Annotated in this window: 16 protein-coding genes; 8 read left to right on the forward strand and 8 right to left on the reverse strand. The window is 59.7% G+C overall.

Annotated elements, in window-relative coordinates:
* The 3 genes from IIY41_RS06775 to IIY41_RS06785 all read right to left on the reverse strand — a co-directional run.
* Window positions 1-459 (reverse strand): amino acid ABC transporter ATP-binding protein (locus tag IIY41_RS06775; protein ID WP_287400175.1); only part of this gene is annotated, 459 nt, incomplete at its 3' end.
* The gene (locus IIY41_RS06780; protein ID WP_009325130.1) at window positions 446-1,165 is read right to left on the reverse strand and encodes an amino acid ABC transporter permease; all 720 of its coding nucleotides are present in this window, start codon (window positions 1,163-1,165) and stop codon (window positions 446-448) included. The genes IIY41_RS06775 and IIY41_RS06780, both read right to left, overlap by 14 nt.
* Before the next feature lie 118 nt (window positions 1,166-1,283).
* Window positions 1,284-2,198 (reverse strand): transporter substrate-binding domain-containing protein, encoded by a 915-nt coding sequence (locus IIY41_RS06785; RefSeq protein WP_287400176.1) that lies wholly within the window; start codon window positions 2,196-2,198, stop codon window positions 1,284-1,286.
* A 347-nt stretch (window positions 2,199-2,545) separates the two neighbouring features.
* Between IIY41_RS06785 and IIY41_RS06790 the strand changes: the two genes are divergently transcribed.
* On the forward strand, window positions 2,546-3,661 hold the full coding sequence (locus tag IIY41_RS06790; protein WP_058722815.1) for an SLC13 family permease: 1,116 nt from the start codon (window positions 2,546-2,548) through the stop codon (window positions 3,659-3,661).
* 140 nt (window positions 3,662-3,801) lie between these two features.
* Here the strand turns inward: IIY41_RS06790 and IIY41_RS06795 are convergent, their stop codons facing one another.
* Both IIY41_RS06795 and IIY41_RS06800 read right to left on the reverse strand, forming a co-directional pair.
* Window positions 3,802-4,794, reverse strand: a complete 993-nt coding sequence (locus IIY41_RS06795) for a GGGtGRT protein (protein WP_009325136.1) — start codon at window positions 4,792-4,794, stop codon at window positions 3,802-3,804.
* Window positions 4,795-4,812: 18 nt separating this feature from the next.
* Window positions 4,813-5,505, reverse strand: a complete 693-nt coding sequence (locus IIY41_RS06800; RefSeq protein WP_009325137.1) for an iron-sulfur cluster assembly scaffold protein — start codon at window positions 5,503-5,505, stop codon at window positions 4,813-4,815.
* Window positions 5,506-5,817: 312 nt separating this feature from the next.
* On the opposite strand from IIY41_RS06800, the gene IIY41_RS06805 reads away from it, so the two are divergent.
* From IIY41_RS06805 to IIY41_RS06825, 5 genes are all read left to right on the forward strand, one after another.
* The gene (locus IIY41_RS06805) at window positions 5,818-6,063 is read left to right on the forward strand and encodes a hypothetical protein (RefSeq protein ID WP_009325138.1); all 246 of its coding nucleotides are present in this window, start codon (window positions 5,818-5,820) and stop codon (window positions 6,061-6,063) included.
* A 194-nt stretch (window positions 6,064-6,257) separates the two neighbouring features.
* Window positions 6,258-9,011, forward strand: a complete 2,754-nt coding sequence (gene secA, locus IIY41_RS06810) for a preprotein translocase subunit SecA (protein WP_287400177.1) — start codon at window positions 6,258-6,260, stop codon at window positions 9,009-9,011.
* 424 nt (window positions 9,012-9,435) lie between these two features.
* Window positions 9,436-11,274, forward strand: a complete 1,839-nt coding sequence (locus IIY41_RS06815; protein WP_009325140.1) for an ABC transporter ATP-binding protein — start codon at window positions 9,436-9,438, stop codon at window positions 11,272-11,274.
* Window positions 11,274-13,112: an ABC transporter ATP-binding protein gene (locus IIY41_RS06820; protein WP_287400178.1), complete on the forward strand. Its 1,839-nt coding sequence runs from the start codon at window positions 11,274-11,276 to the stop codon at window positions 13,110-13,112. The genes IIY41_RS06815 and IIY41_RS06820 overlap by 1 nt, the downstream gene beginning before the upstream one ends.
* 68 nt (window positions 13,113-13,180) lie before the next feature.
* Window positions 13,181-13,744, forward strand: coding sequence for a GNAT family N-acetyltransferase (locus IIY41_RS06825; protein WP_287400179.1), 564 nt, complete (start codon window positions 13,181-13,183; stop codon window positions 13,742-13,744).
* Between the two features lie 153 nt (window positions 13,745-13,897).
* Here IIY41_RS06825 and IIY41_RS06830 read toward each other — a convergent pair whose 3' ends face one another.
* Window positions 13,898-14,233, reverse strand: coding sequence for a winged helix-turn-helix transcriptional regulator (locus IIY41_RS06830; RefSeq protein WP_009325143.1), 336 nt, complete (start codon window positions 14,231-14,233; stop codon window positions 13,898-13,900).
* Between the two features lie 120 nt (window positions 14,234-14,353).
* On the opposite strand from IIY41_RS06830, the gene IIY41_RS06835 reads away from it, so the two are divergent.
* Window positions 14,354-14,926 carry a flavin reductase family protein gene (locus tag IIY41_RS06835; protein ID WP_371418111.1) on the forward strand — a complete coding sequence of 191 codons (573 nt, stop codon included), beginning with the start codon at window positions 14,354-14,356 and terminating at the stop codon, window positions 14,924-14,926.
* 129 nt (window positions 14,927-15,055) lie between these two features.
* Here the strand turns inward: IIY41_RS06835 and IIY41_RS06840 are convergent, their stop codons facing one another.
* Window positions 15,056-15,844, reverse strand: coding sequence for an AraC family transcriptional regulator (locus tag IIY41_RS06840; protein ID WP_009325145.1), 789 nt, complete (start codon window positions 15,842-15,844; stop codon window positions 15,056-15,058).
* Between the two features lie 106 nt (window positions 15,845-15,950).
* Here IIY41_RS06840 and IIY41_RS06845 point away from each other — a divergent pair, with 106 nt between their 5' ends.
* Window positions 15,951-17,273 carry an alpha-glucosidase/alpha-galactosidase gene (locus IIY41_RS06845; RefSeq protein WP_009325146.1) on the forward strand — a complete coding sequence of 441 codons (1,323 nt, stop codon included), beginning with the start codon at window positions 15,951-15,953 and terminating at the stop codon, window positions 17,271-17,273.
* Window positions 17,274-17,419: 146 nt separating this feature from the next.
* Here IIY41_RS06845 and IIY41_RS06850 read toward each other — a convergent pair whose 3' ends face one another.
* Window positions 17,420-17,638: a hypothetical protein gene (locus IIY41_RS06850; RefSeq protein WP_040910232.1), complete on the reverse strand. Its 219-nt coding sequence runs from the start codon at window positions 17,636-17,638 to the stop codon at window positions 17,420-17,422.
* Window positions 17,639-17,654 lie beyond the last annotated feature (16 nt).

Below are 17,654 nucleotides of genomic sequence, written 5' to 3' on the forward strand. Positions count from 1 at the left end.
CACGCGCTGCTGCTGGCCGCCGGAGAGCTGGATGGGATACGCGCCGCCGCGGTCGCCCAGGCCCACGCGCTCCAGCAAGCTCTGGGCCAGCTTGTGGGCCTCGTCCCTCTTCATCCCCTTTACCAGCACCGGCCCCGCGCTCACGTTGTCCAGCACCGTCATGTTGGTGAACAGATTGAACTGCTGGAACACCATGCCGATCTTCTGGCGCATCTGGTCGATCTTTGTCTCCTTGGAGGTGATGTCCACGCCCTCAAACACGATCTGTCCGCCCGTGGGCTCCTCCAACAGGTTCAGGCAGCGCAAAAACGTGGATTTGCCCGAGCCGGACGGCCCGATGACCGCCACCACGTCGCCCTTGCAGATGTCGATGTTGATACCGCGCAGCACCTCCACATGCTTGAAGTGCTTCTCCAGGCCCTTGACCTCAATGAGCTTTTCTCCTTTAGCGGGTGACACTCTTGCTCATCCTCCTTTCCACAGCCGCGATGATCTTCGACAGCGGGAACACAATGATAAAATACATGATGGCCGCGATGACATACGGCTCCAGGAAAATATAGGTCTGCTTGGCGATGGACTGGGCGCGGAACATCAGCTCTACAATGCCCACCATGCCCAGGATACTGGTCTCCTTGATGATGGTGACGAACTCGTTGCACATGGCGGGCAGGATGTTGCGCACCGCCTGGGGCAGGATCACATGGCGCATAGCCTTCCAATGGCTCATGCCGATGCAGCGCGCGGCCTCCATCTGGCCGCCGGGCACCGCGCCGATGCCGGAGCGGATGACCTCCGACATATAAGCCGCGGAGTTGAGGCCGACGGCCACCATGCCCCAGAACATGCGGTTGAGGCTGGAATCCGGCAGCTTGAAAACATTGCCCAGACCGTAGTAGATGATGAACACCTGCACCAGCATCGGCGTGGCACGGAACACCTCCACATATGCGGTACAAAAAAATTTGGCAACAGCCTTGAGCGCCTTGACTGCCAGATTGTCGCGGGACTGTACGCTGGCCATACGGCCGGACGCCAGCACGAGCCCCAGCACAAGGCCCATCAGCACGCTCACAAATGCGAACAGCAGCGTATAGCCAAGGCCGTTCCAGTACATATGGCCGTACTTTTCCCATATTTTCAGCATTCGCTCAAATGAAAACATCGTATCCTCCTTCGTGGTAAAACGGCATTCTCCGCCCGCGGGGCGGCAGAAACACAAAGACCGCGGCGGAGGGACGCGCCCTCCGCCGCGTATCAAATTCAATGCGATGTCCTGCAGCTTACTCGATGCCCATGGAAGCAGCCTTCTCCTGCGCTTCCTGGAACCACTGCTCCAGCAGGCCCTCGGCCTCATATGCCGCGATGCGCTCGTTCACCCAATCCAGCAGATCGGTGTTGCTCTTCATCACAGCCACAGCGTTGCCGCCCTCTTCGGGATCGATCTCCACAGGCACCTTGCCGATGGCCAGGCCCTCGACTGTCTGCATATACTGCTCGGCGCTGATCTCGTCGATCATCACAGCCGCGCACTCACCGTTCTTCAGGTTGGCGATGCACTGGGGGAAGTCCGGCAAAAGCAGGGGCTCTGCATCGGGGAACTGCTCCGCCATCAGCGTCTCCTGCAGGGCGGCTTTCTGAGTGGCCATCACCGCGCCGGCCAGGCTTTCCTTGGTGGCATATTTGTCCAGGTTTTCCTCCAGCACCAGCATGCACTGGCCGCCGGCATAGTACATATCGCTCATGTCCACGCTCTTTTTGCGGTCTGCGTTGGGCGTAAGGCCCGCGATGGCCATATCGGCGTTGCCCGCCTGGACCTCAGCCACAACGGAATCGAACGCGATGTTCTGTATATCCAGTTCAACGCCCAGATCATCTGCCAGCGCCTGCGCCAGGGAAGCGTCCAGGCCCACGACATTGTCGTTCTCGTCCAGGAACTCAAACGGCGCATAGCCGGCCTCTGTCGTTACAACGAGCACGCCCTTGGCCTTGATGGCCTCCACGCTGTGCTCCTCCACATTGCCGCCCGTCATTGCGATGCCGTCGTCGGCTTCGGAAGCGGACGTGCCGGACGCGGCCGGAGCGCTTACCGCGCCGGACGAAGCCGCGGGAGCGGAGCTGGAAGAGCCGGAACCGCCGCAGGCGGCGAGGCCCAGCGCCATTACAAGCGCCATGCATACTGCTACAAGCTTTTTCATAAGTACCATTCTCCTCTTTCAACAAGTGCATATTTACAGGCGGGCGCTTCGCAGCGGCGACCGCTGCGGCCGGCCTGTTGTCTGAGTCTTAGTATACATGCATAAATATGCAAAGTCAAGTGAATATTTTGCATATTATTTATTTTTCCATTTTCAACAGAAAGCGCGTTCTGCCCTTGCGTTTTGCAGTCGTTTTGCACAACCGCAAATGCCTTTCCCGGCGCGGCGGGCGGGAACGCAGCGTCGGTTCCAGTGTTTCTCCCGCAAATTTTGGGCTTCGGCACTGGATACCGCACAAAAATATGTTATGATAATGGATACGGATTTCACGAAAGGAAGCGTACCCCATGCATCTCTCTCCCGCCCGCATTTTGAACTTTATCCGCAGGGAGGCCGTTCTCTGCTGCGCGGCGCTGGCCGCGCTGGCCTCCACTCTTTTTGTGCCGCCCTCCGCGGCGTATATTTCCTATTTCGACTTCCGCGTGCTGTGCCTGCTTTTCTGCCTGATGGCCGTCGTGGCCGGGCTGCGTGGCTGTGGTCTGTTCGAGGCGCTGGCGCTGCGCCTGCTTCGCGGTAAAAAGACACTGCGTTTTCTGGCGCTCATGCTGGTGCTGCTGCCTTTTTTCAGTTCCATGCTCGTCACCAATGATGTGGCCCTGCTCACCTTCGTCCCCTTTGCCATCTTGATTCTGAACATGGCCGATGCTTCCGCCTATGCTCCGTACATCATCGTACTGCAGACCGTCGCGGCCAATCTAGGCAGCATGGCCACGCCTGTTGGCAATCCGCAGAATCTTTTTCTCTACAATCGTTTTGCCCTGTCCCCCGCCGATTTTTTCCGCACCATGCTGCCCCTTGCGGCGGCCAGCCTTGCGCTGCTGTGCATGGGCGTGCTGTTCGTGCCGCCCCGTGCCGTCACCGTCGCCATGGGAGATGTGCACGGATACAACACGCGCCGCCTGCCCGCGCTGAGCGTACTGTTCGTGCTGTGCCTGCTGTGCGTATTCCGTGTGGCACCATACCAGCTTCTGACGGCTGTGGTACTGACCATGCTTACGCTGTTCATGCGGGACCTTTTTCGGGAAGTGGATTACAGCCTGCTGCTCACATTTGTATTTTTCTTTATTTTCGCGGGCAACATGGGAAAGATCGGCGGGGTGAACGCGCTTCTTTCCGCTCTTATGGACAAGCACGCGCTGCCCACCTGTGTGTTGGCCAGCCAGGTCGTCAGCAACGTGCCCGCCGCCGTCCTTCTTTCGGGCTTTTCACAGAACTGGCGCGCCCTGCTGACGGGCACGAACCTTGGCGGCCTCGGCACGCCCATTGCCTCTCTCGCAAGCCTGATCTCCCTCAAGCTTTATGCCCGCTCCGCGCCGGGCGGCACACGGCGCTATCTGCTCGTCTTTTCCGCAGTCAATGTTGCCGCACTGGCGCTTCTGTACGCCCTTGCGGCGGCCGGCTGACCGGCTGCGGCGCTTTTTCCTTTCTGCAGAAGCGAAATACCGCCCCACGCCCCGCCGTCCGCGAGTGCGGCAGAACATAAAACAGCGGCCGCCCCGCAAGGGGCGGCCGCTGCCTTTTGTGCTGTATTTTGCCGGGACGCTTACGCCTGGCTGGCAGCCACGGCGCAGGCCACGGTGGCGCCCACCATGGGGTTGTTGCCCATGCCGATCAGGCCCATCATCTCCACGTGCGCGGGCACGCTGGAGGAGCCGGCGAACTGTGCGTCGCCGTGCATACGGCCCATGGAGTCCGTCAGGCCGTAGGAAGCCGGGCCCGCGGCCACGTTGTCCGGGTGCAGCGTGCGGCCCGTACCGCCGCCGGAAGCCACGGAGAAGTATTTTTTACCGTTCTCCATAGCCCATTTTTTATAGGTGCCGGCAACCAGGTGCTGGAAACGGGTGGGGTTGGTGGAGTTGCCCGTGATGGACACCTCAACGCCCTCCTTCTTCATAATGGCAACGCCCTCGAGCACGTCGTTGGCGCCGTAGCACTTCACCGCGGCGCGTTCGCCGTCGGAAAAAGCCTTCTCGCGCACGACCTTCAGCTCGCCGGTCTTGAAGTCGTAATCCGTCTCCACATAGGTGAAGCCGTTGATGCGGCTGATGATATAGGCGGCGTCCTTGCCCAGGCCGTTCAGGATAACGCGCAGCGGCTCCTTGCGGGCCTTGTTGGCGGTGCGGGCGATGCCGATGGCGCCCTCGGCGGCGGCAAAGCTCTCGTGGCCGGCCAGGAAGGCGAAGCACTTGGTCTCGTCGCGCAGAAGCATGGCGCCCAAGTTGCCGTGGCCAAGGCCCACGGCGCGCTGTTCGGCCACCGAGCCGGGGATGGTGAAGGCCTCCAGGCCCTCGCCGATGGCGGCGGCACAGTCGGCGGCGCTCTTCAGGCCGCGCTTCACGGCGATGGCCGTGCCCAGCGTGTACGCCCAGACGGCGTTCTCAAAGCAGATGGGCTGCACACCCTTGACGATCGCGTCAACGTCGATGCCCTTGGAGAGGAGCATCTCGCGGCAGGCGTCCAGAGACTCCAGGCCGTTTGCTTTCAGGCATGCCTCGATTTTCGGCATGCGGCGTTCTTGACTTTCAAATTTAGCCATTGTTCTTCTCCTCCTCTCTTACTCTTCGCGCGGGTCGATATACTTCGGCGCGTCCGCAAAGCGGCCGTAGGTGCCGATGTTCTTCTCGTAAGCGGTCTTCGGGTCCACACCGTGGCGGATGTCCTCCATCATTTTGCCCAGACGGACGAACTGGTAGCCGATGGCCTCGCCGTTCTCGTCGACGGCGACCTTTGTGATATACCCCTCGGTCAGCTCCAGGTAGCGCACGCCCTTCGCCTTGGTGGAGAAAATGGTGCCCGTCATGCTGCGCAGGCCCTTGCCCAGGTCCTCCAGGCCGGCGCCGACAGGCAGGCCGTCGTCGGAAAACGCGGTCTGGCTGCGGCCGTAGACAATCTGCAGGAACAGCTCGCGCATGGCCACGTTGATGGCGTCGCACACAAGGTCTGTGTTCAGCGCCTCCAGAATGGTCTTGCCGGGCAGGATCTCGCCCGCCATGGCGGCGGAATGGGTCATGCCGGAGCAGCCGATGGTCTCCACCAGCGCTTCCTCGATGACGCCCTTTTTCACGTTCAGCGTCAGCTTGCAGGTGCCTTGCTGCGGCGCGCACCAGCCAACGCCGTGCGTCAGGCCGCTGATATCAGAGATCTGATATGCCTTTACCCACTGGCCCTCCTCCGGGATGGGGGCCGGCCCATGGTTCGGGCCTTTCGTGAGCGGACACATACGTTCTACTTCATGAGAATAAGTCATAGTGATGCTCCTTTGTGATGTTCTTTTGTGTTTCTCTTTTGACAGTTATTTCACATTTGCGCTATCCTATATTATAAAGAAAGCGCTGCTGCATTGCAAGTGCGTGGGGCCGAAAATCAAAACTTTTTCCCCCATTGTGCGCTTTTGCCCGGTTGCCGCTGTCTTCGCTTCCGTTTTGTATAACATTACAAAAAGTTTTCTATAAATTTGTTGACATTAACGATTCACATGCTATACTGTGGTTGACAGGGGAACGTCGGCCTGTCAAACGGAAGTTGTGGAAAATAGAATTGTGAGAGGAGATATGCGGTCATGGCATCTGTTGATATGCATGATATCGACCTGAAAGAATTCAACGAGGTTCTTGCCGCCTGCAAGGGCGATGTGTTTATGGTAACGCCCGAAGGCGACCGCCTGAACCTGAAAAGCAGGCTGTGCCAGCTCATCGGCTTTACCAAGCTGATCGAGGGCGGCAGCATCGCGGAGGCGAAGCTGGAGTGCTCCGACCCCGAGGACCAGCGCAGGCTGTTCCGCTTTAATATGTTCGGCGAAAAGTGAACCGTTTCACCTTTTGGCGCGCCCGCATCCGCGGGCGCTTTTTTGTGTCCGAACGCGCGGATGCGCACGGTTTTTGCAGCTTCACCGTTTGTTTGTACGAAGTTGGACGGTTTGGTTTGACACCGTATTCTATAAAGTAGTATTATAAAGTGGAATTGTGCGGCGGCGCGCCGCGCGGAAGGTGAGTGAAAAATTTGTCTTTTTTTGAAAAACTGTTCGGCTCCTTTTCCACGAAGGAGCTCAAGAAGATACAGCCCATCGCGGACAGGGTGCTGGCGCTGGAGGCCCGGTACCAGGCCATGACCGACCGCGAGCTGCAGGCGATGACGCCCGCGCTCCGGGAGCGTCTGGCAGGGGGCGAAACGCTGGACGACATTCTGCCCGACGCCTTTGCCGTATGCCGCGAGGCAAGCTGGCGCGTGCTGGGCATGAAACACTTTCCCGTACAGGTGGTGGGCGGCATCGTGCTGCACCGCGCCTGCATCGCCGAGATGAAAACCGGCGAGGGCAAAACGCTTGTCGCCACGCTGCCCGTATATCTGAACGCGCTCACCGGCAAGGGCGTGCACGTCGTCACCGTGAACGATTACCTGGCCAAACGCGACAGCGAGTGGATGGGAAAGCTGTATAAATTTCTGGGTCTTTCGGTGGGGCTCATCATCCACGGCGTCACAGGCGAGGAACGCCGCGCCGCCTACAATGCCGACATTACCTACGGCACCAACAATGAATTCGGCTTCGATTACCTGCGCGACAACATGGTCACCTACAAAGAGCAGATGGTGCAGCGCGGGCATTATTACGCCATCGTGGACGAGGTGGACTCCATCCTCATCGACGAAGCACGCACGCCGCTCATCATCAGCGGCGAGGGCGATAAAAGCACCGATCTGTACAAGCTGGCCGATAATTTTGCCAAGGGCCTGAAGGCCACCGTCGTGGCCGAGCTGGACGACAAAGAGGACCAGGACGAGCAGGTGGACGGCGATTATGTTGTGGACGAGAAAAAAAAGACGGCCACGCTTACCGCCAGCGGCATTGCCAAGGCTGAAAAGTACTTCAATGTTGAAAATCTGGCCGACGGAGCGAACATGACGCTGCAGCATCACATCAACCAGGCCATCAAGGCGCGGGGCGTGATGAAGCGGGACGTGGATTATGTGGTGCGCGACGGCGAGGTCATCATCGTGGACGAATTCACCGGCCGCCTGATGCTGGGCCGCCGCTACAATGAGGGGCTGCACCAGGCCATCGAGGCCAAGGAGGGCGTCACCGTCGCCCGCGAGAGCCGCACGCTGGCCACCATCACGTTCCAGAACTATTTCCGCATGTACGAAAAGCTCTCCGGCATGACGGGCACCGCACAGACGGAGGCCGCCGAGTTTGAGGAGATCTACGGCCTGCAGGTGGTGGAGGTGCCCACGAACAAGCCCGTGGCCCGCACCGACTACAACGACGTGGTGTACAAAACCGAACCGGCCAAGTTCAACGCCGTTATCGAGCAGATCATCGAGTGCCATGAAAAGGGCCAGCCCGTGCTGGTGGGCACCATTTCCATTGAAAAGAGCGAGCTGCTGAGCAAGCTGCTGAGCCGCCGCGGCGTGAAGCACGAGGTTCTGAACGCCAAGCACCACGAAAAGGAAGCCGAGATCGTAGCGCAGGCGGGCAAAAAGGGCGCGGTCACCATCGCCACAAATATGGCCGGCCGCGGCACCGACATCATGCTGGGCGGCAACGCCGAGCACATGGCCAAAGCCGACCTGCGCAGGGAGGGCTTCTCCGAGGAACTGATCGTGGAGAGCACCGGCCACGCCGATACCACCGACCCGGAAATTTTAAAGGTGCGCGCGCGCTATGCCGAGCTGGAGGCCGCGCACAAAAAAGTCATTGCGGAAGAAGCCGCCGAGGTGTGCGCCGCGGGCGGCCTGTTCATCATCGGCACGGAACGCCACGAGAGCCGGCGCATCGACAACCAGCTGCGCGGCCGTGCCGGCCGCCAGGGCGACCCCGGCGCCAGCCGCTTCTTCATCAGCTTGGAGGACGACCTCATGCGCCTGTTCGGCGGCGAGCGCGTCAGCACCATCATGGATTCCCTGGGCGTCGAGGAAGACATGCCCATTGAGAACAAGATGATTTCCGGCACCATCGAGAACGCCCAGAAAAAGCTGGAGGCCCGCAACTTCTCCATCCGCAAAAACGTGCTGCAGTTCGACGACGTGATGAACAGCCAGCGCGAGATCATCTACGGCCAGCGCGGCAAGGTACTGCGCGGCGAGGATGTATCCGAAAATGTTCACACCATGATCCACGAGTCCATTGCGGCCAATGCCCAGCTGTTCCTGGCGGGCGAAGTTGCCGACGACTGGGATTTCGACGGCCTGCGCAGCCACTACCGCGGCTGGCTGGCCAAGGACGGCGATTTCCGCTACACGCCCGAAGCTCTGGGCGAGCTGAAGCAGGAGGACGTTGTGAAGGTCCTGACGGACCGGGCCGACGCCATCTGCGCGGACAAGGAAAAACGCTACGGCTCGCCTTTGATGCGCGAGTTTGAACGCGTCGTGCTGCTGCGCACCGTGGACACCAAGTGGATGGAGCACATCGACGCCATTGAGGAGCTGCGCAAGGGCATCTATCTGCGCAGCTACGGCCAGCGCGACCCTGTGGTGGAATACCGTATCGAGGGCTTCAACATGTTCGACGAGATGGTGGCGTCCATCCGCGAGGACACCTCCCGCATGCTGCTCACCATGGAGCTGCGCACCGAGCAGCCTCTCCAGCGCGAACAGGTGGCAAAGCCCACGGGTGAATCCGGCGCGGACGACGGCAGCGTGAAAAAGCAGCCGGCCAAGAAGATCGCCAAGCCGGGACGCAATGACCCCTGTCCCTGCGGCAGCGGCAAAAAGTTTAAAAAATGTACCTGTGAGCAGTATAAAGACCTGCGCTCGTGACCGGTGAGCGGGCCGCCCTTTTGGGCGGACGTGTTCCGGAGACTTACAACTGAATCGTTACGCTTGGGAGTGGCGCCCGGGCGTGCGCTGCGTTGCCCTGCTGTTCCGCAGGGCAGGCGGCGCCGTCCCGCGCCGCTCCCCCTTTTCTGTACTTTTTGTCGAATTAAATCACTTTATTACAAATTGTATCGCAGATGCAGCAGCCGGAGGCGCTGTCCGGCGGCCTTTTGCACCAGACCCGGTGCAAAAGCGCTGTAAAGGCGTGCCGCTTGCCGGCCTGTTTATATAAATGCGCGCGGAGTGCCGTTACCTTCCGCGCGCCTGAACGCATTATCCACCGGGCGTGCGGCTGCGCCCCAGCACCGGCGCTTTCTCCCTCCCGCGCACCGTGAGCGGCGGAGCGGGGAACGCCAAAGGAGTAATCATGCAACCCGAACAGACCCATCCCCGGCCCCGCGGCTTCCGGCGAAGGCTGCTGGGCGACATTTTTCACGGCGTGAAGCGGTATCTTATCCTGGGCGTGGCGGCGACGCTGTGCGCCACGTTTCTCACCTACGTCACGCCGCTCGTCGTTTCCTTCACGGTGGACAGCGTCATCGGCGACAAAACGCCGGAGCTGCCCGCCGCTCTGTCCGCTCTGTTCCAGCGCATGGGCGGGCGGGCGTATTTCTCGAGCCACATCTGGGTGCTGGCCTCGCTTGTGGTTCTGGTGACGCTGCTGGGCGGCGTATTCACCTATCTGCGCGGCCACTGCATCGCCTTTGCGGGCGAGGGACTGGCCAAGCGCCTGCGCGACAGGCTGTTCACGCATCTGGAGGCCGTGCCATACAGCTATCATGTGGGCGTGCAGACGGGTGACCTTGTCCAGCGCTGCACCAGCGACGTGGAGACGGTTCGCCGCTTTGTGCAGATGCAGGCCATGGAGGTGGTGCGCACCGTGGTGATGGTTTGCACGGCCATTTCCATCATGCTGCCCATCAGCGGCGCGATGACGGCCGTATCCACCTGCCTGCTGCCCATTCTTGTGGTGTTCAGCTTCTTCTATTTCCGCGGCGTGCAGCGGCAGTTCACACGCTCGGATGAAGCCGAGGGCGCGCTTTCCACCACGCTGCAGGAAAACCTGACGGGCGTGCGCGTGGTGCGCGCGTTTGCACAGGAAAGCTCTGAGCTGGACAAATTCACCCGGCGCAACAAGGCTTACCACGATATCACGCTGCACCTCACCACCCTGATGGGCGCATACTGGGGCCTCTCCGACATGATCGGCTATCTTCAAATCGCGCTTTCCGGCGTGTGCGGCGTCTATTTCGCCGTGCACGGCGGGTTCAGCCTGGGCAACGTGCTGCTGTTCACCACCTACACCTCCATGCTCACGTTCCCCATGCGCCAGCTGGGCCGCATTCTGGCGGATCTGGGCAAGGCGGATATTTCCCTGTCCCGTTTGGAGGACATCCTTGCCGTGCCCGCCGAAGCGGAGCCGGGCAAAGCCCTTACGCCGCAGATCGACGGCAGCGTCGCTTTCGAGGACGTGTGCTTCGATTACGGCGACGGCGTGCCCGTGCTTTCCCATGTTTCGTTCACCGTACGGCCCGGCCAGACCATTGGCATCCTCGGCAGCACGGGCGCGGGCAAATCCAGCCTGGTGCAACTTCTGCAGCGGCTGTACCCCGTCACCGCCGGACGCATCACGCTTTCCGGTGTTGACGTCAACGACATCGAACGCCATCACCTGCGCCGCAACGTGGGCATCGTTTTGCAGGAACCGTTCCTGTACAGCCGCACCATCGGCGAAAACATCGCCATCGCCCGGCCGGACGCGGATCTTTCGGACGTATATGCCGCCGCGCGCACGGCCTCGGTACATGACGTCATCGAGAGCTTCTCCGAGGGCTACGACACCGTGGTCGGCGAGCGCGGCGTGACGCTTTCCGGCGGACAAAAGCAGCGCGTGGCCATCGCCCGCATGCTGCTGCAGGATACCCCTGTCCTGATCTTTGACGATTCCCTTTCCGCCGTAGACGCTGAGACGGACGCCGCCATCCGCGACGCGCTGCATTCCCGCCGCCACGGCACCATGTTCCTCATCAGCCACCGCATCGCAACCATCCGTAAGTCGGACCTGATCCTCGTTCTGGACAAAGGCCGCGTGGTGCAGATGGGCACGCATGACACGCTGGCCGCGCAGGAGGGGCTGTACCGGCGCGTGTGCGCCATCCAGAACGAGCTGCCGCAGGCGGCGTCCCCGAAAGGAGGCGAGGCGTAATGGCACAGAATGATTTTGAAAACAAAAGAGACACTGCCGACCAGAAGATCGACCTGCGGCTGTGGAAACGCCTGATCGCCTATGCCATGCGCCACCGGCGCACGGTGGTCTCCGTGATGCTCGTGCTGCTGGTGGTGGCGGGGATCGACCTTGCCTATCCGCAGCTCTCCCGCTATGCCATCGACCATTTCATCGAGGGCGGCACCACCGAGGGGCTTTGGCTGTACGGCCTTGTATATGCCGCTCTGGTCGTCGTCCAGAGCCTGGGCGTGTTCCTGTTTGTGCGCGGCGCGGGCCGGCTGGAAATGGACATGAGCTACGACATCCGGCAGGATGCGTTTGCAAAGCTCCAGCAGCTTTCGTTCAGCTTTTACGACACCACCTCCGTTGGCTGGCTGATGGCCCGCATGGTGAGTGATATCGCCCGGCTGTCGGATATGATCGCCTGGAGCCTTGTGGACCTGATGTGGGCGGGTGTGTTCGCCGTGGGCATCGTGGCCGTGCTGCTTGCCATGAACTGGAAGCTGGGTCTGCTGGTGCTGTGCATCACGCCCGTTCTGGCCGCGCTGTGCGTGTTTTTCCAAAAACGTATCCTCAAATACCAGCGCGCCGTGCGCAAAACGAACAGCCGCATCACAGGCGCGTTCAACGAGGGCATCATGGGCGCCATGACCACAAAGACCCTCGTGCGCGAGGAGGCCAGTGCCGCCGAGTTCCGGAATCTGACGGGCGCCATGCGCACGGCCAGCATCCGCTCGGCTTTGCTGAGCGCGCTGTTCATGCCGCTCGTCATGGCGTTGGGCAGTATTTCCACAGCGCTGGCATTGAGCCGGGGCGGCAGCCTGGTGTTCGCCGGAGCCATGGGCTTCGGCACGCTGGCGGCCTTCATCAGCTATACGACGCAGCTGTTTGACCCCATCCAGCAGCTGGCGCGCATTCTGGCCGAGATGCAGTCCGCACAGGCCAGCGCCGAGCGCGTCATCGACCTGCTGGACACCCAGCCGGATATCGTAGACAGCCCCGAGGTGGAAGCCGAATACGGCACCGCTTTTGCGCCACGACGCGGGAACTGGCCTCCCATCGCGGGCGGCGTGGAGTTCCGGGACGTCACGTTCGCCTACAAAACAGGCGAGACCGTGCTGCGCGATTTCAATTTAAAGGTAGAGCCGGGCCAGACCATCGCCCTGGTGGGTGAGACGGGCGCGGGCAAAAGCACCATCGTCAACCTGGTGTGCCGTTTTTACGAGCCGACCGCGGGCCAGGTACTCATCGACGGTGTGGACTACCGTGAGCGCAGCCAGCTCTGGCTGCACTCCGCGCTGGGCTATGTGCTGCAGACGCCGCACCTGTTCAGCGGCAGCATTGCGGACAACATCCGCTACGGCCGCAAGGACGCCACATTGGACGAGGTGAAGCGCGCCGCCGCCATGGTGCGGGCGGACCGCTTCATCGAAGCCCTGCCCGACGGCTACGGCACAGAGGTGGGCGAGGGCGGCGGCCGCCTTTCCACAGGGCAAAAGCAGCTTGTGTGCTTCGCCCGCGTGGTCCTCTCCGACCCGCGCATTTTCGTTCTGGACGAGGCTACCAGCAGCATCGACACCGAGACGGAACAGCTCATCCAGAACGCCATCCAGACGGTGCTGACAGGGCGCACCAGCTTCATCGTGGCGCACCGCCTGTCCACCATCCGCAGCGCGGACAAGATCCTTGTCATCCGCGGCGGGCGCATCACCGAGGCCGGCACCCACGACGAGCTGCTGGCGCTGGGCGGATATTATTACAGCCTGTACACCCATCAGTACCGCGCAGAAGCCACACGGAACGCCTTCGAGGCATAAACCGCCGCGGCGCCCCTTTTCGGGGCGCCGCGGCCCATCCTTCCAACCGGCAAAGGGGGAAATTTGAAATGAAGCTTCAAGGCACCGTGCCGCTGGAGACCGGACGCCTTGTCCTGCGGCGTTTTTTGCCCGGCGACGCCCCCGCTGTCTTTCACGGCTGGGCCGGCCGGGAGGATTGCTGCCGGTATCTGCCCTGGGAGCCCTGCGCTGCTCTGCAGGAAACGCAGGTGCGGCTGGAAAACTGGCTGGGACGTTACGCGGAGCCGGATTTTCTCCAGTGGGCCGTCACGCTGCGCGAAAGCGGCACGCTGGCCGGCGTCGTCAATCTGCACGGCGTGGATGAGGCGCACTGCTGCGCCGAGACCTCCTATGCTCTTTCACCCGCGTACCGCGGCGCCGGGCTGATGCCTGAAGCCCTGGGGGCCGTTCTGCGCTTTGGCTTCGCACAGGCGGGGTTCAACCGCATCTGTGCAGAAGTACTGGCGGGCAATGCGGCCTCTGTGCGCGTGCTGGAAAAATGCGGATTCCGCCGGGAGGGCATACTGCGCCGACGCTACCGGAAAGACGGGTGCTTTGCGGACGCCTGGCTGTACGCCGTCCTTTCGGCGGAATTCTCCGACCAAAGCAAATGAAAACAACAAAAAGGCCTCCGCCGGAGGAGAAGGCCTCATAAAGAAGTTAAGGGCAAGACAGACCGCAATGGTTTGCCTTGTCCTTTTTTATTGTGTAACCCACTATGACACTTTCGGGGAAAATGCCAGCGGGGAGAACGATAAAGCTGTTATCTATCCCAATTTGTTCTTTTCGCCCCAGATGCACAGCTGGTCCAGAACGGCCATCAGGGATTTTCCTCGGTCGCTGAGGCTGTATTCTACCTTTGGTGGAATTTGCGGATACTCTCTTCTTATAATCAGCCGGTCTGATTCTAACTCTTTTAGGTTTGTACTGAGAGTTTTATCAGATATGTTTTTCAAATACCGTTTCAGTTCATTGAACCGCACGACTTCATACTCCATAAGGCAGTACAGAATGACCATTTTATATTTGCCGGATATGAGAGACAGCGTATAACTGAACCCGGTATCCTCAAAATTCGCGTTCTCAATAAAATTCTTTATCATCGTACACTATCCTTTTAAGTAGTACCTATCCAAAATGACAGTACTTGAATTGTTGACAACAAACACTATAATTATATATAGGATAGCTGATCCTGTCAATTCTAACGATGAAGTGAGGTAATGATGATGCGGACAAAGCTAAGCATCACAGAGGGTATTTTCCCGATGCCTGTTCTGATGGTCGCCACCTACAATGAAGATGGCAGCGTTAACGTGATGAACGCCGCTTGGGGCACCATGCAGGAGCGGGAAACCGTGGTTCTCAATTTAACCGAAACCCATAAAACTGTGAAAAATATTAAGGCACGCGGCGCCTTTACTGTCAGTATAGCCGATGCCGCTCACGTGATAGAAGCGGATTATTTCGGCGTGGAATCCGGGAACAGGACTGCCGACAAGTTTACCCGCAGCGGCCTTACCGTCAGCAAAGCCCAAATGGTAGACGCCCCTGTTATCAACGAGTTCCCACTTTGTCTCGAATGTGAATTTGTTGAATATCAGGATGGCAAATATGGCTGTGGAGTGATTGGAAAGGTCGTCAATGTCACTGCGGATGAAAGCGTTATGGAAAACGGCAAGCTTAATATGTCGTTGGTAAACGCCATCGCCTTTGATCCGTACACTCATGGGTATTACAAGGTGACGGAGCGTGTTGGTGAAGCATTCAAAGATGGTCTGAAACTGAAAAAATAAAGTTAACGCCCGCTGGAAAGCAAACACTTTTCAGCGGGCGCTAATTTCCTTATGGGAGTTCTTCCGACAGCGGAAGCCTTTTTGTTCTATATTCTTCGCACACAGCACGGCAAAGGCGGCACGCCCGGCCTATCCCCCCTGCTTTTGCCTGGCACGCGCGGCATAACGGCCGGGCGGCATGCCGTATTTGCGCCGGAACATGCGCGAAAAGGAAAACACATCCGGATATCCCGCCTGACGCGCCGCTTCTTCCTGAGACATGCCGTGCTCCGTCATGAACTGCGCCGCTTTTGCCAGACGGCAGGACACGATGTACTCCTGCGGAGAAAGGCCCGTCTGCTGCCGGAAGAGCCTGCAAAAATAACTGCGGTTCAGGCCCAGCCCCGCGGCGATATCCTGTACCCGCATAGGCTGGGAATAATTCGATTCGATGTAGTTCACAGCCTGTCCCACATAGTTGCCGCCGTGCCCCTGCGCCGGGCCGCGGGCCGCGTCCAGCTCCGCAAACAGCTCATAGAGCTGCGCGCAGATGCGCCACTCCTTTGCAGGCATATCTCCGCAGCCTGCAATGCGCGAAAAATTTTGCAGCGCGCCGGGCAGGCGCAGCACGTCCTGCTCCAGCAGCGCCGCAAAGGGCGGCGCGCAGTCAAACCCGGCCCACATGTATTCCCACGGGTCGCGCATATCCGCTTCGTAATATGTCACCTCGCCGGGGCGTATCACGAATATTTCGCCCGCCTGCAGTGTGTACTCCCGTTTCCCGCGGCGGAATATCCCCTTCCCGCGCACAACATAATGCAAAAGAAAGTATTCCCGCACCGCCGGGCCGAAGGAATGCCCCGGCGCACACGCCTCCACTCCGCATATCCTCGGATTGATGTCTGCCATGTGCAGATTGTCCAGAAGCGTATCCTTCATTTCTCCCGCCGCCCTTCCATCAGTCACATTATGCCAAAAATACAGCGCAGTTTGCAATACCCTTTCCCGTATTTTTTTGCTAGACTGGGTGCAAGGAGGCGGTACAATGATAAAGATCACATTTATGGGCGCAGGCAGCACGGTCTTTCTGCGCAACGTTTTGGGAGACTGCATCTACACGGATGCGCTCAAGGGCATGGAGATCGCCCTGTATGACATCGACGGCCAGCGTCTGGAACAGAGCGCAGCCATTCTGGAGGCCATCAACAAGGGCAACGGCTGCCCTGCTTCGATCCGCTCTTATCTGGGTGCAGAGAACCGCCGGAAAGCGCTTTCCGGCGCGGATTTCGTCATCAACGCAATCCAGGTGGGCGGCTACGATCCCTGCACCATCACAGATTTCGAGATCCCTAAAAAATACGGCCTGCGCCAGACCATCGGCGATACGCTTGGCATCGGCGGCATCATGCGCGCACTGCGCACCATCCCCGTGCTGGAGGATTTCGCCCGTGATATGGAGGCGGTATGCCCCAACGCATGGTTTCTGAACTATACCAACCCCATGTCCATGCTCACGGGATATATGCTGCGTTATACAGGTGTGAAAACGCTGGGCCTGTGTCACAGCGTACAGACGTGCAGCAAAACCCTGATGGACGCCATCGGCATGAGCGACCGTCTGGAGGGACGCCGGGAGCTGATCGCCGGCATCAATCACATGGGCTGGCTGCTGGATATCCGCGACCGGGACGGCAACGATCTGTACCCTGAGATCCGCCGGCGTGCAAAGGAGAAAAACGCCTCCGAGAAGCACCATGATATGGTCCGCTTCGATTACATTGAAAAACTGGGTTATTACTGTACGGAGTCCAGCGAACACAACGCCGAATACAACCCATTTTATATCAAGGCGCGTTATCCGGAGCTGATCGACCGCTTCAACATCCCACTGGACGAGTATCCCCGCCGCTGCATCCGGCAGATTGCCGAGTGGGATAAGGAATACGCGGACCTCAGCAGCAAGGGCGTGCTGCCCCACGAGCGTTCAAAGGAATACGCATCACGCATTATCGAGGCTATGGTTACGGGCCGCCCCTATAAGCTGGGCGGCAACGTGCTCAACACAGGCGGACTGATTGAAAATCTTCCCCGTGAGGCCTGCGTGGAAGTGCCCTGTCTGGTGGACGGCGCCGGCGTAGCCCCGTGTTATGTGGGCAGGCTGCCCGTACAGCTCGCGGCCATGAACCAGACGCATGTCAATGTACATCTGCTCACCATTGAGGCCGCCGCGACGAAAAAGCGCGAGCACATCTATCATGCCGCCATGCTGGAGCCGCACACCGCCGCCGAGCTCTCCCTGGACGACATCATCCGCTTGGTCGATGACCTGATCGAGGCCCACGGCAGCTGGCTGCCGCAATACCGGTAACGCCGTCTGCTGTCCCGGCGAAGCCCCCCCGGCAAAGTCTGGGGGCATATCCGGGCAAAGCCCTATATTGCCAGCATACGCGCCAGATGGCGCAGGCAGGGTCCGCCGGCCACGGAAATTTTACTGCCGGCGGCCCGCAAGCGGGCTTATTTCAGCATCGTCGGCGGCTCTCCTGCTCTGCCTTTCTTCATCTGATGTTCGACGCGCTCCACGATTTTTATCGCATTCTTTCCTGCTGTGTTTGCGTAATATCCTCTGCGCCAGAATTCCCGCCTTTTTTCTCCGCAAAAGGCTTTCCTGCGATATTTTGACGCAACCGTAATATGATATTTGCAATTCCAGCCTGTATCCGATAAATTATTCATCTGAACGGCCCGCCCT

The sequence above is a fragment of the Ruthenibacterium sp. genome (genome assembly GCF_017421385.1).
Taxonomy (GTDB): domain Bacteria; phylum Bacillota; class Clostridia; order Oscillospirales; family Ruminococcaceae; genus Ruthenibacterium; species Ruthenibacterium lactatiformans.